The organism is Mycobacterium heckeshornense, from assembly GCF_016592155.1.
In the GTDB taxonomy this organism is placed as follows: domain Bacteria; phylum Actinomycetota; class Actinomycetes; order Mycobacteriales; family Mycobacteriaceae; genus Mycobacterium; species Mycobacterium heckeshornense.
The window spans coordinates 1080354-1095523 of record NZ_AP024237.1; the positions used below are offsets into that span (position 1 = coordinate 1080354).

Sequence of the window (15170 nt, forward strand, 5' to 3'; positions counted from 1 at the left end):
GACGATGCACATTAATCACGATTGATATCCAAGGGTTTTGGCTGCTAATGCAGTCAGGATTTCCGTTGTTCCCCCGCCGATGCCGAGGATTCGCATGTCGCGGTATTGACGCTCGACTTCGGATTCCGACATGTAGCCCATGCCGCCGAACAGCTGCACGGCCTGGTGGGCCACCCATTCACCGGCTTTTACCGCGGTGTTCTTGGCGAAGCACACCTGCGCGATCAGGTCGGTCTCGCCGGCAAGTTGACGCTCCACCACGTGGCGCGTGTAGACCCGGGCGACGTCGATGCGCCTGGCCATCTCGGCGAGAGTGTTCTGCACGGCCTGCCGGGAGATCAGCGGCCGACCGAAAGTCTCCCGGTCACGGCACCACTGCAAGGTAATGTCCAGGCAACGCTGCGCACTCGAATACGCTTGCACGGCAAGACCGATGCGCTCAGCCAGGAACGCGTGTGCGATTTGGGCGAAGCCGCTGTTCTCGGCGCCGACAAGATTAGCAGCCGGGACACGGGCATCGGTGTATGACAATTCGGCGGTATCCGAGGAGCGCCAACCCATTTTGTCGAGCTTACGGGTGACCTCGAATCCCGGTGTGCCCTTTTCCACCACCAGCAGCGACACCCCAGCAGCACCCGGGCCGCCGGTGCGCACCGCGGTGACGACATAGTCGGCCCGGACCCCGGAGGTGATGTAGGTCTTGGCGCCACGGACAATGTAGTGGTCGCCGTCGTGGACGGCGGTGGTGCGCAGATGGCCGACGTCGGAGCCACCACCGGGCTCGGTGATGGCCAGCGCGCCGATCTTGTCCCCGGCCAGGGTGGGCCGCACAAACCTCTCGATGAGCCGCTCGGCGCCCGAAGCAACCATGTGCGGCACCGCGATGCCGCAGGTGAACAAGGACGCATACACCCCACCCGCCACGCCGGCTTCGTGCAGTTCTTCACAGATGATCACCGAGTCGGCGGCGTCGCCGCCGCCACCGCCGACCGTCTCCGGGAAACCCGCCCCCAGCAGCCCGGCTCGCCCGGCGCGGCGGTGCAAGTCGCGCGGCAACTCGCCGTCGCGCTCCCACTCGTCGATATGTGGCAGGATCTCGCGCTCGGCGAAGGAGCGGACCGTTTTCCGCAGCTGATCGCGCTCCGGTGTGGTCCAAATGGTCACGGCAGCAGCCTTTCCGGGATGTCGACATAGCGGCTGCGCAGCCATTCTCCCAGCCCTTTGGCTTGCGGGTCGAAGCGCGCCTGATACGCCACGCCCCGGCCGAGGATGCCGTCGATGACGAAGTTCACCGCCCGAAGGTTGGGCAGCAGATGCCGGGAGACCGGTAGGTCGGCGGTCTCCGGCAGCAGCTGCCGCAGCAGGTCGACGGTCAGGGTGTGAGCCAGCCAGCGCCACTGCTCATCGGTGCGCACCCAGACCCCGACATTGGCCGAACCTCCCTTGTCACCGCTGCGCGCGCCGGCCACAACGCCTAGCGGCGCCCGACGGGTCGGGCCGGCCGGCAGCGGCTCGGGCAGCGGCGGCTCGTCGACCGGGGCGAGCACCAAAGTTTCACTGGCACAAGGGATGTCGACGCGACTGCCGTCGGCATGCACGGCGACGTGCGCCACCTCGCCGGCGTCGACGTAGCCGGGGGTGAACACACCGTAGACCTGGCCGTCGCCGGGCGGTGCGGTGACAGTGAAGCCCGGATAGCTGGCCAGTGCGAGTTCGACTGCCGCAGAGGAGAATTGACGCCCCACATTGGCAGGGTCAGGGTCACGGACCACGCAGTGCAACAGCGCACTGGCCGCTTCTTCGGTATCGGCATCGACGTGATCGGTGCGCGCTAACGTCCACTGCAGCTCAGCCGGTTCGACCGTCAAGCTGGATTCGAGTTGTCGGCGCACCAGCTGGGCCTTGGCTTCGATGTCCAGCCCGGTCAGCACGAAGGTCATCGAGTTGCGGAACCCGCCGATGCTGTTCAGCGACACCTTCAGCGTCGGCGGCGGCGGTTCGCCAACCACCCCGCTGATCCGCACCCGGTCGGCGCCGTCGCTCGCGAGGGCGATGCTGTCCATCCGCGCGGTGACATCCGGGTTGGCGTAACGGGCACCGGTGATCTCGTAGAGCAGTTGCGCGGTCACCGTGTCGACGCTGACCTGCCCGCCGGTGCCCGGGTGCTTGGTGATCACCGAGGAACCGTCGGCATAGATCTCGGCCAGCGGGAATCCGGCGTAGGTCAAATCGGGGATCTCCGTGAAAAACGCATAGTTGCCGCCGGTGGCCTGAACTCCGCATTCGATGACGTGGCCGGCCACCACCGCGCCGGCCAGCTGGTCATAGTCGGTGCGGTGCCACCCGAAGTGCGCGGCCGCCGGCCCGACGAGCACCGAGGCGTCGGTCACCCGCCCGGTGACGACGACGTCGGCGCCGGACTTGAGGCAGTCGACGATGCCCCACGCACCCAGGTACGCGTTAGCGGTCAACGGACTGCCCAGCCCGAGCTCTTCGGCACGCGGCAACAGATCGTCGCCTTCGACATGCGCCACCCGCACCGGTACACCCAGACGCTGGGCCAATCCGCGCACCGCGTCGGCCAAGCCGGCCGGGTTGAGCCCGCCGGCGTTGGCCACGATCCGCACCCCGCGCTCGTGGGCCAGCCCGAGGCATTCTTCCAGCTGGGTCAAAAACGTCTTGGCGTAGCCGCGTTCCGGGTGCTTCATCTTGTCGCGACCCAGAATCAACATGGTCAGCTCGGCCAGATAGTCCCCGGTGACGTAGTCCAGCTCGCCGCCGGCGATCATCTCGCGCATGGCGGACACCCGGTCGCCGTAGAAACCCGAGCAGTTTCCGATGCGGACCGCCGAGCTCATCGGCGCCGCTCCCGCTCATCGCATCGCTTACGCATCGCCACCCGCGCGCCCCACGCGTATCCCTTCCTCAAGCCGCACCAACCAACCGGTAGGTTAGCGGGTACCGTGGGTGTCACGTCAAGGATGCCCGTTTCGGGCACGCCGTGCCGCGGCGGGTCGGTTTTGGCTGGCACCGGGGGCAGCGACTATCGTGGACGGCACATATCGCCAGCTGCCGACCAACCGTTTCCATGGCGATAGCCCGTAGTTGAGGAGTAAGGCCCGATCATGGCTGTGCCCAAGCGCAGGACGTCGCGCGCGAACACCCGCAGCCGGCGCGCGCAGTGGAAAGCTGCCCGCCCCGAGCTGGTCAACGTCACCGTGGCCGGCCGGCAGCACAAGGTGCCGCGTCGACTGCTCAAGGCCGCGCGCCTGGGCCTGATCGATCTCGACCGGCGCTAGGTGCAGCACTCGCGTCGAACGTGAAACCCCGGCGATACTGCCGCCGATTTTTCGCAGTCGCTTCACGGTCGGCGCAAGAGTTGCCAAGCGCTTCTCAGGTCGCTCTCAGGCGATTGGATGACACTGGTGGCCGTGCGAATTCTTGTCGTTGACGACGATCGCGCCGTGCGCGAGTCGCTGCGCCGGTCGCTGTCGTTCAACGGCTACTCGGTGACGTTGGCCGGCGACGGTGCCGAGGCGCTCGACATGATCGCCAGCGATCGCCCCGACGCGGTGGTACTGGACGTCATGATGCCGCGGCTGGACGGGCTGGAAGTCTGTCGTCAGCTGCGCAGCACCGGTGACGACCTGCCGATCCTGGTGCTGACTGCCCGCGATTCGATCTCGGAGCGGGTAGCCGGGCTCGACGCCGGGGCCGACGACTATCTGCCGAAGCCATTCGCGCTTGAAGAACTGTTGGCCCGCATGCGGGCCCCTGTTGCGCCGCACCAAACCCGACGACTCCGCCGAGTCGGTAGCGATGACGTTCTCCGACCTCACGCTGGACCCGATCACTCGCGAAGTCACCCGCGGGCAACGTCAGATCAGTTTGACGCGAACCGAATTCGCATTGCTGGAGATGCTGATCGCTAATCCCCGACGGGTCTTGACCCGCAGCCGCATTCTCGAGGAGGTGTGGGGATTCGACTTCCCCACCTCGGGCAACGCGCTGGAGGTCTATGTCGGATATCTGCGTCGCAAGACCGAAGCCGAAGGAGAGCCGCGGTTGATCCACACCGTGCGCGGCGTGGGTTATGTGCTCCGCGAAACACCCCCCCTGATGTCCCTGTTTCGCCGACGGCGCCGAGTTCCGCTGCGACCCACCACCTCGTTGTCGTTGCGGTGGCGGGTGATGCTGTTGGCCATGTCGATGGTGGCGATGGTGGTCGTCCTGATGGCAGCCGCGGTCTACGCGGTGATTTCGGCGGCGGCCTACAAGGACATCGACAACCAGCTGCAGAGCCGAGCGCAGATGCTGATCGCGAGCGGGTCGCTGGCGGCAGATCCCGCGAAGGCCATTGAGGGCACCGCCTATTCGGACGTCAATGCGATGCTGGTGAACCCCGGCCGGTCGGTGTACACCGCACATCAGGAAGGCCAGACACTTCCGGTGGGTGGGCCCGAGAAGGCGGTCATCCGCGGCGACCTGTTCATGTCCCGGCGCACGGCCGGCGATCAGCGGGTGCTGGCGATTCGTCTGCCCAACGGCAGTTCGCTGCTGATCTCCAAGAGTCTGGCGCCGACCGACGCGGTCATGACGAAACTGCGCTGGGTGTTGTTGATTGTCGGTGGTATCGGTGTCGCGGTTGCCGCGGTGGCCGGGGCGATGGTCACCCGGGCCGGGCTGCGCCCGGTGGCGCGGCTGACCGAAGCCGCCGAACGGGTGGCCCGCACCGACGACCTGCGGCCGATACCGGTGTTCGGCAGCGACGAATTGGCTAGGCTCACAGAGGCATTCAATTTGATGCTGCGTGCCCTGGCCGAGTCCCGGGAACGGCAGGCGCGTCTGGTCACCGACGCCGGTCACGAGCTGCGAACCCCGCTGACGTCGCTGCGTACCAATGTCGAACTGCTGATGGCTTCGATGGAGCCGGGTGCACCACCGCTGCCGGAGCAGGAGATGGTCGGTCTGCGTGCCGACGTACTCGCCCAGATCGAGGAATTATCAACTCTGGTGGGTGATTTGGTGGACCTCACCCGATACGACGCGGGCGAGGTGGTGCACGAGTCGGTCGACATGTCCGATATCGTCGACCGGAGTCTCGAGCGAGTTCGTAGGCGCCGCAACGATATTCAATTCGATGTCCAAGTCATCCCGTGGCAGGTCCACGGCGACGCCGGTGGTTTGGCGCGCGCGGTGCTGAACCTGTTGGACAACGCCGCAAAGTGGAGCCCGCCCGGTGGGCGGGTCGGCGTGACATTAAGGCAGCTCGATCCCGCGTATGCCGAGCTGGTGGTGTCCGACAACGGTCCGGGGATCCCGCCGCACGAGCGCAGCCTGGTATTCGAGCGGTTCTTCCGCTCGGCGTCCGCGCGGGCGATGCCCGGATCAGGGCTGGGCCTCGCGATCGTCAAGCAGGTGGTACTTAAACACGGGGGCGCGCTGCGGGTGGAAGATACCGTGCCGGGCGGTCAGCCCCCGGGCACGTCGATCTATGTGTTGCTTCCCGGGCGTCCGCTACCGGTTGCGGCCCACCCCGCGCCCGCAGCCGACGCCGGTCGCACCGCAGACTCGGGAAACTCTCTGGGTCCCGCGAACGTTGTCTCAGCGGATTCTCAGTCCACCCAGGCAGGGTAGTTGCGGTTACTGTTGAATCCGAAGCCCCATTCACGGAAGAGCGACCCAGCGACATGACGAATCACCCGAGGTATTCGCCACCGCCGCAGCAGCCGGGATACCGTCTAGCGCCGAATCAGCCGACGGGCCCCGGTTATGGCGGCCAGGGCCAGCAGTACGACTGGCGCTTCGGCCAGCAGCCCCCGTACCGCCCGCCGTTTGCTCCGTTTGGCGGAGCTGGGCAAGGCGCCCCGGTCGGGGCGCCTTCGCCGCTTTTCGGTGGTGTAGGCCAAAAGCGCTCGCGCGCAGGGTTGTTGGCGGTTGGCGCGTTGGCGATCGCGGTGGTGTCGGCCGGCATCGGCGGGGCAGTGGCATCGGTGGTCGAGCATGGCCAGCAGCTGGCGAGCAGCGGAGCCGGTGCGACGGTGGGCGGCGCGGCTCCCAGCGTCCCCGCGGCTAATGCGCCGGCGGGGTCGGTGGAGCAGGTTGCCGCCAAGGTGGTGCCCAGCGTGGTCATGCTGGAGACCGACCTGGGCCGGCAATCCGAGGAGGGCTCGGGCATTATCTTGTCGCCCGACGGGACAATCCTGACCAACAACCACGTGGTCGCCGCGGCCGCCAAAAGCAGTCCTGACATCGGCGCCGGCCCGCTGAAAACCACGGTGACCTTCTCCGACGGCCGCACCGCACCGTTCACCGTGGTGGGCGCGGATCCGACTAGCGATATCGCGGTGGTGCGGGTTCAGGGCATCTCCGGGCTCAAACCGATCACGCTCGGTTCGTCGGCGAACCTGCGGGTGGGTCAACCGGTGGTGGCGGTCGGGTCCCCGCTGGGTTTGGAGGGCACGGTCACCACGGGCATCGTCAGCGCGCTCAACCGGCCGGTGTCCACAACGGGAGAGTCGGGTAACCAGAACACCGTGCTTGACGCCATCCAGACCGACGCCGCGATCAACCCCGGCAACTCCGGCGGCGCGCTGGTCAACATGAACGGCGATTTGATCGGCGTGAACTCGGCGATCGCGACCCTTGGTGCCGATTCGGCCGATGCGCAAAGCGGTTCGATCGGTCTGGGTTTCGCCATTCCGATCGACCAGGCTAAGCGCATCGCCGACGAGCTGATCAGCACCGGCACGGCGTCACATGCCTCGCTGGGTGTGCAGGTGACCAGCGATAAGGACACGCCGGGCGCCAAGGTGGTCGATGTGGTGCCCGACGGCGCGGCGGCGAGCGCGGGCCTGCCCAAGGGCGTGACCATCACCAAGGTCGACGACCGTCGGGTCAACGGCGCCGACGCCCTCGTCGCCGCCATCCGGTCGAAGGCTCCCGGTGACAAGGTGACGTTGACATACCAGGATCCGGGTGGCGACAGCCGGACCGTGCAGGTCACCCTCGGTAAGGCGGGCCAGTGATGAGAGTCGGTGCGCCGTGGTCAGATGCCAGATATACGGTGGCAGCTATGGAACAGCGGGCGGGGATCGTCGGTAGGGCACTGGTCGTGGTGGTCGATGACCGCACCGCGCACGGCGACGAGGATCACAGCGGTCCGCTGGTCACTGAACTGCTCACCGAAGCCGGGTACGTCGTCGACGGTGTGGTGGCCGTCGCCGCCGACGAGGTAGAGATCCGCAACGCGTTGAACACCGCGGTGATCGGCGGGGTGGACCTGGTGGTGTCGGTCGGCGGCACCGGTGTGACGCCCCGCGATGTCACCCCGGAAGCTACCCGCGACATTCTGGACCGGGAAATCCTCGGGATCTCCGAAGCCATCCGCGCATCGGCGCTGTCCGCCGGCATCGTCGACGCCGGGCTGTCTCGCGGACTGGCCGGGATTTCGGGCAGCACGCTGGTCGTCAACCTCGCCGGCTCCCGCTATGCCGTGCGGGACGGAATGGCCACCCTGAATCCACTGGCGGCGCAGATCATCGGCCAGCTGTCGAGTTTGGAGATTTAACTCCGGCGACCGGGGCTTTTCAGCACGGGTCCATGACCAATTGCGGTGAACACGCGCAAGCGCGCGCCCAGGGACATACCGTTCTTCGCGGCGGCTTCATGTCGCCTCGCCAATTCGCTGACGGGAGGTGGCTCGCGTGTTCAAGGGATTCAAAAACTTTCTGATGCGCGGTGACGTAATCACTGTGGCCGTCGGGCTGGTGGTGGCCCTGGCCTTCTCGAACCTGGTCAAAGCTTTCACCGACAGTGTGATCAATCCGCTTGTCGCGGCCACACAGCCGCATCATGCGTTCGGGTTGGGTTGGCAACTCGGCGACGCGGGCAACAAGGCTACTTTCCTCGACATCGGGGCGTTCATCTCGGCGGTCATCTACTTCATCGTCTTCGTCGCGGTGGTGTACTTCGTGATCGTGATGCCCTACCGGCATATTCAAAAACGCCGTGGGGTGACCGTGTTCGGCGAGGACCCGGCGACCAAGGCCTGCCCGGCATGCCTATCCGACATTCCCGAGGCCGCACAGAAATGCAAGTACTGTGCCGCCGAGCAGCCCAAGACCGGCGAAGCGGTCAGTGCAGGGTAAAGGTCACCGTCTGAACCAGTGCGGCACCGGCCACCGCGTGCGCGGTGCGGCCGGGCAGGGCGACCAAAACGACGCGATCATCGTCGGTCGCCCCCGCCTTCGGTTTGGCCGAGACCAGAACCACGACGGCGTCCGTTGCCACGACGCGGGCAGCGTCCTTGGACTCCGTGTCTGACGCCGCCAAGATGTCGACGACATCACCGGGGCGAACCAGGTCGATCAGCGCGGGATCCGCCAGGTGCAGTGGCACGATCCGCGCGCCGGGGCCAGCCGCCGATTCGGCCAGCCGGCTACCCAGTAAGCGGACATCGGTGAGCACCTCGCCACGACGCGCCGGGCCGGCCAGCGTCGAGCCAACCACACGTGCTACGTCAGTCTGCGACCCGTCGGGAATTGTTGTCGCCAAACGCTTTTCAAGCCGCACATCCTCGGCCGCCAGGGCAGCGCCCGGGCTGAGGTCACGCGCTGCGACCACGACGTCTGCACGGTCGCCGTCGGGGTTGGGCCGCATCGCCGCAACACCCGCCAATACAACCAGGACGGCGGCCGCAACACGTCGAGCCAGCACGGTCCTTGTCCAGTCCGGCCGCAGGGCCTGCGTGATCTGCCTCAGCAGCGGCGGGTTCAGCGACTCGCGCATGCCGCAACGCTAGGCGCGGCGCCAACGCAGGGGTGCCGGTCGCAGCACCGGCTTGTGGATAACTTCCTACGCTGCCGCCGTGCTCGAGGAGGTGGTCGACTTCTCGCTCGGGCTGCTCTTTTCGCCTGTGCTCGATTCACTCGAACTCTTCTCGCCCGAACCGTTCGTCGAGCTCTTCGCCGACTCGCGACTGTCGGTGCGGTAAAAGCCGCTGCCCTTGAACACCACACCGACCGAGTTGAAGATCTTGCGCAGCCGGCCGGAGCAACGTTGGCAGGTAGTCAGCGCGTCGTCGGTGAAGGCCTGCACGATGTCGAAGCGGTTGTCGCATTCGGTGCACGCGTAGCTGTAGGTCGGCACGGAAACCTCCGAGTATGTGAGCTTGGTTAGCACTCTAGCGTCTTAAGTGCTAGAACCGCTACATTTGCCGCGTCATTCCGGCGGTGTGCAGGGCAACCACCCCGCCCCCCGGGTGTCAGGGCATGTGTCATCGCCACGTCGTGCGGTTCGCACGGCAACTCGTCGACCAGCTCCTGGTCACGCACCACCGCAACCAGCCGCGCGCGCGGGCCACAAGAGACCAGGGAGCGATCGTAGAACCCGCGGCCACGGCCCAGGCGCACCCCACGGCGATCGACCGCCAGGGCAGGCACCAGCACCAGGTCGGCTTCGGTCAGCGCCGACGCCGGCAGCCACGGCGCTGCGGGTTCGAGCAGACCAAACCGCCCGGCCACCAATCCGCCGGGCCGGTATTCGCCCCACCGCAGCGGCAGCGGGGGTGTCGTCGGCCGTCGTGCGCGCGACCGGCAGCAACACCCGTCGTACCCGGCGTCGTAACACCTCGAGCATCTCGATCGATCCCGGCTCCGCGCCCACCGGCACATAGGCGCACACGGTGTTGCCGTCGGTCGCCACCAGTGCCAGGTGCTCGGCGAGCGAACGCGCCTCGGCGGCCCGCACGTCCTCGGCGACCGACCCCCGAGCGGCTAGCAGCTGCTGTCGCAATGCGGCCTTGCCGGCGGTGCCCATGCCCCAACGATGACAGCAACAGCTTTGGCATCGCCACACCGGCGCCACCTGCTGCAGTTAGGGTGTGATTCATGGCACCACCACACGTTCCCCGTACGGCGGTCGTGCCCGCGGCCGGCCTGGGCACCCGGTTCCTGCCCACGACCAAAACGGTGCCCAAAGAGCTGCTGCCGGTCGTCGACACACCCGGCATCGAGCTGGTGGCCGCCGAGGCGGCCGAGGCCGGCGCTGACCGCCTGGTGATCGTCACCTCGCAGGGCAAAGACAGCGTGGTCGCGCACTTCGTCGAAGACCTGGTGCTGGAAGGAACGCTCGAAGCTCGCGGCAAGAAAGACATGCTCGACAAGGTGCGCCGCGCCCCCCGGCTGATCAAAGTCGAGTCCGTGGTGCAGGACGAGCCGCTGGGGTTGGGACACGCCATTGGTTGCGTGGAGCCGGTGCTGTCGGCCGACGACGACGCGATCGCCGTGCTTCTGCCCGACGACCTGGTGTTGCCGACCGGTGTGCTGGAGACCATGTCGAACGTGCGGGCCCAGCGGGGCGGCACGGTGCTGTGCGCCATCGAGGTCAGCCCCGAGGAGATCAGCGCCTACGGCGTCTTCGACGTCGAGCCGGTTGCCGGCGCCGGCAAGGACGTGCTCAAGGTCAACGGGATGGTCGAAAAGCCGAAGCCGCAGGACGCGCCGTCGAGTTATGCGGCCGCGGGCCGCTACGTACTCGACCGCGCCATCTTCGACGCGTTGCGCCAGACCGAACGCGGCGCGGGCGGGGAGGTGCAGCTCACCGATGCGATCGCACTGCTGATCAAGGAAGGTCATCCGGTCCACGTGGTGGTGCATCGCGGGTCTCGACACGACTTGGGAAATCCCGGCGGCTACCTCAAGGCTGCGGTTGACTTTGCACTGGACCGTGACGACTACGGCCCGGATTTGCGGGAATGGTTGGTGGCGCGGTTGGGCCTGGCCGGGCGCTAGCGACGGGTCAGGCCTGAGCTTTTCACGGCTTGACGGCAGGAAGGCGCGCTGTGCGTTCGGTGGAAGAACAGCAGGCCCGGGTGTCGGCCGCCGCGGTAGCGCCGAGGCCGGTGCGGGTCGCGATCGCCGAGGCGCAAGGCCTGATGTGTGCCGAAGAGGTGGTGACCGAACGCCCGCTGCCCGGCTTCGACCAGGCAGCAATCGACGGCTACGCGGTACGCAGCGTCGACGTGCTCGGTGTGGGTAACTCCGATCACGCCGAGGACGAGGCTGCGGCCGAGGTGAGCCTGCCGGTGATGGGCTCGATCGAAGCCGGTGCCCGCACCCCCGGTAGGTTGCAGCCCCGGCAGGCGGTTCGGGTGCAGACCGGTGCGCCGCTGCCCACATTGGCCGACGCAGTGTTGCCCGTGCACTGGACCGACGGTGGGCGGTCGCGGGTGCGGGTGCTGCGCGGGGTGCGCTCGGGTGCTTACGTGCGACGCACCGGTGACGACGTGCAGCCCGGCGACGTCGCGGTGCGGGCCGGGACGATCATCGGGCCCGCCCAGGTAGGGCTGCTGGCGGCGGTGGGCCGCGAACGGGTCCTGGTCCACCCGCGCCCGCGGCTATCGGTGATGGCGGTCGGCGGCGAGCTGGTCGACATCTCGCGCACGCCGGGTCCTGGGCAGGTATACGACGTCAACTCCTATGCCCTGGCGGCTGCGGGCCGGGACGCAGGCGCGGAGGTCAACCGCATCGGCATCGTCAGCAGCGACCCCAAGCAGCTGCGCGACGTCGTGGAGGGCCAGATCAACCGGGCCGAGATCGTCGTCATCGCGGGCGCCGTCGGCGGCGCAGCGGCCGACGCGGTGTGCGCGGTGCTCTCCGAACTCGGCGAGATGGAGGTCACTCGCGTCGCCATGCACCCAGGGTCCGTTCAGGGCTTTGGACAACTGGGCGGCGAAGGTGTGCCGACGTTTCTGTTGCCGGCCAACCCGGTCAGCGCCCTGGTGGTCTTCGAGGTGATGGTGCGCCCGCTGATCCGTCTCTCGCTGGGCAGACGGCAGCCGATGCGCCGGGTGGTGCAGGCCCGCACGCTGTCCCCGATCAGCTCGGTGTCGGGTCGTAAGGGCTATCTGCGTGGGCAGCTGATGCGCGACCAGGACAGCGGTGAATACCTGGTACAGGCTCTCGGCGGCGCCCCGGGCGCCTCATCGCATTTGCTGGCGACGCTCGCTGAGGCAAACTGTCTGGTGATGGTTCCCAGCGAGGCTGAACAGATCCGCACCGGCGAGATCGTCGACGTCGCCTTCCTGGCTCAGCGTGGCTGAGCGGCACGATCGCGCACTGCAGTGAACCTGTGGCGCTCCAGCTTCCGGCATCCGGGGTGGCCGATGGTCGTCGGGCCGCTGCGGGTCCCGGCGGGCGTCATCCGGCTGCGCCCGGTGCGCATGCGCGACGGTGTGATGTGGAGCCGGATCCGGTTGGCCGATCGCGCCCACCTCGAGCCGTGGGAGCCCAGCACAGGTGCGGATTGGACTGTGCGGCACATGGTTTCGTCCTGGCCAGCGGTGTGCTCGAGCCTGCGGGCGGAGGCCCGCAAAGGCCGGATGCTGCCGTACGCGATCGAGCTCGACGGGGAATTCTGCGGCCAGCTGACGATCGGCAACGTCATCCATGGCGCGTTGCGGTCGGCGTGGATCGGCTACTGGGTGTCGAGCGCGGCGACCGGCGGCGGAGTCGCGACCGGCGCACTGGCGTTGGGGCTCGACCACTGCTTCGGACCGGTGGCCTTGCATCGCGTGGAGGCCACCGTGCGCCCGGAGAATGTGGCCAGCCGTGCGGTACTGGCAAAGGTCGGATTCCGGGAGGAAGGCCTGCTGCGACGCTACCTCGAGGTCGACGGTGCGTGGCGCGATCACCTGTTGATGGGGCTCACCGTCGAAGAGGTGTACGGGTCGGTGACGTCGACGCTGGTGCGCGAGGGGCACGCCAGCTGGGTCTAGGACCAGCCGTATGGACGTGACGGCAGCAGGCCACGGCTCTGTTACAGAAGTGACATTTGTGGTTTGCGGTGCTTGTCATCGGCAAATCACAGGTGTGTAATTATCCTCACCGGCTGAGCTGGATCGCCGGGAAAGGAGCAGGTCGCCATGCCAAGCATCCCGCAATCATTGCTGTGGATCTCGTTGGTGGTGCTGTGGCTGTTCGTGCTGGTTCCGATGCTGGCAAGCAAGCGGGATGCGGTGCGGCGAACCAGCGATGTGGCCCTGGCGACCAGGGTGCTCAACAGTGCCGCCGGCGCGCGGCTGATGCGACGCCGGGGACCGGCGGCAGGCCATCGCAGCGATCCCCACTGGCGGCCGCAGGACAGCGCGGACGCCGATGACGACGACGCTGACGACGACGACGATGGCCCAGCCCCGCCGGATTCCGATGACGTCAACGTGGTGGAGCATGACGAGGCCGAGCCGGTTGCCGAGGAGCACACCGCATCCGCTGAATTGGCAAGCGACGAAACCGAATTCGACGACGCGCCAGCTGAATTCGACGATGTCGACACCGGCGACTCGGAGGAAATCGGTGCTCGATACGAGTATGTCGAAGATACGTCCGGTATCGAGGTCGCGGCTGACCCGGCCACGGCGGCCACCCCGGTGGCGCGCTACCGATATGAGTCCAAGACGGCCGCCGCTGTCAGTGCCCGCAAATACCGGTTCCGCAAGCGGATGCTGATGACGATGGCGCTGGGCATGCTCGCTTCGGCCGCGGTGGCCTACCTGGCGACACCGAGTGCGTGGTGGGTCTGCGGCGGTGTCGGTGGCCTGATGCTGCTGTATCTGGCATATCTGCGCCGCCAAACCCGGATCGAGCAGCGGTTGCGGCGTCGGCGGATGCAGCGGATGGCGCGCTCGCGGCTGGGCGTGGGAAACGCGCACGACCGCGAGCGGGACCTGGTGCCGGCGCGGCTGCGGCGTCCGGGTGCGGTCGTGCTGGAGATCGACGATGAAGATCCGATCTTCGAACACCTCGACTATGCCCCGTTCTCGCGCCACTACGACCTGCCGCGAGCGGCTGGCCAGTAGCGCCGCGGGTTGCGGCTGCCGGCGCCGTGACTGGTAACCTGCTAGCGGCTAGGGGCTATGGCGCAGTTGGTAGCGCGACTCGTTCGCATCGAGTAGGTCAGGGGTTCGAATCCCCTTAGCTCCACCAGCGAAGCCGACCGATCGGGCCAGGCTATTCCGGCTGGTTCAACTCGACCAAGTTGCCGAATGGATCGTGCAAAAAAGCCTGATGCCCCGCACCGGGGACGAACGGGGTGCGGTGCACTTCGACGCCGTGCTCCCGCAGGTCGCTGACCGCGGCCTCGATGTCGTCGACCCGGATCGCGAAGTGGTTGGCGCCGTGTGGCTGGCTCTCCGACTCCATTAGGTGCACCTGCTGACCGCCGGCGTCCAGCCAGTACCCGGGGCCGAGGTCGGGACGCGGCAACGGCGTCATACCGAGCACATCGCGGTAGAAGGCGAGACCCTGCTGCGCGTCGGCGACGCAAATGGCGACATGGTGCACACCGGCTGGTTTCATCGCTCAATTCTGCCTCGGGTCTGCCTCGGGTCGCCCATTCCGGTATCAACTACGTATATGCGTTGATCGAGGGTCGGGACTCCGAGGAGATGGGAACATGACGGCTGCCCAACGGGAACGCGCCGCGCTCGTCGAGACCATGCGCAGCGTCGGGCCGGACGCGCCCACCCTTTGCGAGGGGTGGACCACTCGCGACCTCGCCGCACATCTGGTGATCCGGGAACGACGGCCGGACGCCGCTCCCGGCATCGTGATCCCGGCGCTGGCGTCCTATACGGCCAAGGTCCAAAAGGAGGTCACCGAATCGAGCGACTGGACTGAACTGCTGGACAAGATTGCCTCTGGACCGCCGGTCTTCTCGCCGCTCAGGTTGATCGATCCGCTGGTCAACCTCAACGAGATGTTCATCCACCACGAAGACGTCCGGCGTGCCCAACCGGGTTGGGAACCGCGGACTCTCGACGCCGCTACCGTCAAGGCTTTGACACGTCCGCTGCCACTCATGGCACGAATGGCGATGGCGAAAATGCCCGCTCGGGTGGCACTTCGGACACCGGACGGCAAGACGGTAGTGACCCTTGGCCGTGGACCGGCAGTCACGGTCACCGGCGCGCCGGAGGAACTGCTGCTCTTCGCAGTCGGCCGCGACGCCCGGGTCAACTTCGACGGCGCCGACGACGCCGTCCGAGCCGTCCGCAACACGCGACGAGGCTTGTGAGCTGGCAAGCCCGTGCGTCGATAACGGCCTCACCCTGGCTTGCCGGCGGCCACCAACCGCAGTGCGCGCGGGCCGGTCGGTCTTGAAGATTTCCT

General features: G+C 67.2%; 15 protein-coding genes, 1 tRNA gene and 2 pseudogenes. 12 read left to right on the forward strand and 6 right to left on the reverse strand.

The annotated features are described in order from the left end of the window. Positions 1–15 precede the first annotated feature (15 nt). Together MHEC_RS05235 and MHEC_RS05240 are read right to left on the reverse strand one after the other, a co-directional pair. Positions 16–1164 (reverse strand): acyl-CoA dehydrogenase family protein, encoded by a 1149-nt coding sequence (locus MHEC_RS05235; protein ID WP_048889960.1) that lies wholly within the window; start codon positions 1162–1164, stop codon positions 16–18. After that, the gene (locus tag MHEC_RS05240) at positions 1161–2858 is read right to left on the reverse strand and encodes an acyclic terpene utilization AtuA family protein (protein WP_048889959.1); all 1698 of its coding nucleotides are present in this window, start codon (positions 2856–2858) and stop codon (positions 1161–1163) included. The genes MHEC_RS05235 and MHEC_RS05240 overlap by 4 nt, the downstream gene beginning before the upstream one ends. A gap of 267 nt (positions 2859–3125) precedes the next feature. On the opposite strand from MHEC_RS05240, the gene rpmF reads away from it, so the two are divergent. The 6 genes and pseudogenes from rpmF (at position 3126) to MHEC_RS05270 (ending at position 8150) form a co-directional block, all read left to right on the forward strand. Further along, entirely contained in the window at positions 3126–3299 is a 174-nt protein-coding gene (gene rpmF / locus MHEC_RS05245) for a 50S ribosomal protein L32 (protein ID WP_048889958.1), read from the forward strand. A gap of 132 nt (positions 3300–3431) precedes the next feature. Next, positions 3432–4116: pseudogene (locus tag MHEC_RS05250) on the forward strand (response regulator transcription factor); the annotation flags it as partial. Positions 4117–4389: 273 nt separating this feature from the next. After that, positions 4390–5637 (forward strand): HAMP domain-containing sensor histidine kinase, encoded by a 1248-nt coding sequence (locus tag MHEC_RS23980; RefSeq protein WP_414018104.1) that lies wholly within the window; start codon positions 4390–4392, stop codon positions 5635–5637. Positions 5638–5690: 53 nt separating this feature from the next. Then, positions 5691–7028: a S1C family serine protease gene (locus MHEC_RS05260; protein ID WP_048889956.1), complete on the forward strand. Its 1338-nt coding sequence runs from the start codon at positions 5691–5693 to the stop codon at positions 7026–7028. Next, entirely contained in the window at positions 7028–7570 is a 543-nt protein-coding gene (locus MHEC_RS05265) for a MogA/MoaB family molybdenum cofactor biosynthesis protein (protein WP_082169559.1), read from the forward strand. Before MHEC_RS05260 ends, MHEC_RS05265 begins: the two co-directional genes overlap by 1 nt. A 136-nt stretch (positions 7571–7706) precedes the next feature. Then, positions 7707–8150 carry a large conductance mechanosensitive channel protein MscL gene (locus tag MHEC_RS05270; protein WP_048889955.1) on the forward strand — a complete coding sequence of 148 codons (444 nt, stop codon included), beginning with the start codon at positions 7707–7709 and terminating at the stop codon, positions 8148–8150. On the opposite strand, the gene MHEC_RS05275 is transcribed toward MHEC_RS05270, so the two are convergent. The 3 genes and pseudogenes from MHEC_RS05275 to MHEC_RS05285 form a co-directional block, all read right to left on the reverse strand. Next, the gene (locus MHEC_RS05275) at positions 8137–8790 is read right to left on the reverse strand and encodes an SAF domain-containing protein (RefSeq protein ID WP_201399450.1); all 654 of its coding nucleotides are present in this window, start codon (positions 8788–8790) and stop codon (positions 8137–8139) included. The genes MHEC_RS05270 and MHEC_RS05275 overlap by 14 nt on opposite strands. A gap of 66 nt (positions 8791–8856) precedes the next feature. Continuing rightward, positions 8857–9150: an FmdB family zinc ribbon protein gene (locus tag MHEC_RS05280; RefSeq protein WP_201399452.1), complete on the reverse strand. Its 294-nt coding sequence runs from the start codon at positions 9148–9150 to the stop codon at positions 8857–8859. 26 nt (positions 9151–9176) lie between these two features. After that, positions 9177–9819: pseudogene (locus MHEC_RS05285) on the reverse strand (5-formyltetrahydrofolate cyclo-ligase). A gap of 71 nt (positions 9820–9890) precedes the next feature. On the opposite strand from MHEC_RS05285, the gene MHEC_RS05290 reads away from it, so the two are divergent. The 5 genes from MHEC_RS05290 (at position 9891) to MHEC_RS05310 (ending at position 13985) form a co-directional block, all read left to right on the forward strand. Further along, a complete protein-coding gene (locus tag MHEC_RS05290; protein ID WP_048890151.1) occupies positions 9891–10793 on the forward strand; it encodes a UTP--glucose-1-phosphate uridylyltransferase in 903 nt (300 codons plus the stop codon). A 50-nt stretch (positions 10794–10843) separates the two neighbouring features. Further along, entirely contained in the window at positions 10844–12103 is a 1260-nt protein-coding gene (gene glp, locus MHEC_RS05295) for a molybdotransferase-like divisome protein Glp (protein ID WP_048889952.1), read from the forward strand. 21 nt (positions 12104–12124) lie between these two features. Further along, positions 12125–12778: a GNAT family N-acetyltransferase gene (locus tag MHEC_RS05300; protein WP_048889951.1), complete on the forward strand. Its 654-nt coding sequence runs from the start codon at positions 12125–12127 to the stop codon at positions 12776–12778. A 147-nt stretch (positions 12779–12925) separates the two neighbouring features. Next, entirely contained in the window at positions 12926–13858 is a 933-nt protein-coding gene (sepX, locus tag MHEC_RS05305; RefSeq protein WP_048889950.1) for a divisome protein SepX/GlpR, read from the forward strand. A gap of 51 nt (positions 13859–13909) precedes the next feature. Beyond that, positions 13910–13985, forward strand: a tRNA-Ala gene (locus MHEC_RS05310). A gap of 24 nt (positions 13986–14009) precedes the next feature. Here MHEC_RS05310 and MHEC_RS05315 read toward each other — a convergent pair. Further along, positions 14010–14357 carry a VOC family protein gene (locus MHEC_RS05315; protein WP_048889949.1) on the reverse strand — a complete coding sequence of 116 codons (348 nt, stop codon included), beginning with the start codon at positions 14355–14357 and terminating at the stop codon, positions 14010–14012. Positions 14358–14454: 97 nt separating this feature from the next. Between MHEC_RS05315 and MHEC_RS05320 the strand changes: the two genes are divergently transcribed. Then, positions 14455–15075, forward strand: a complete 621-nt coding sequence (locus MHEC_RS05320) for a TIGR03085 family metal-binding protein (protein ID WP_048889948.1) — start codon at positions 14455–14457, stop codon at positions 15073–15075. The last annotated feature ends 95 nt before the right edge of the window (positions 15076–15170 follow it).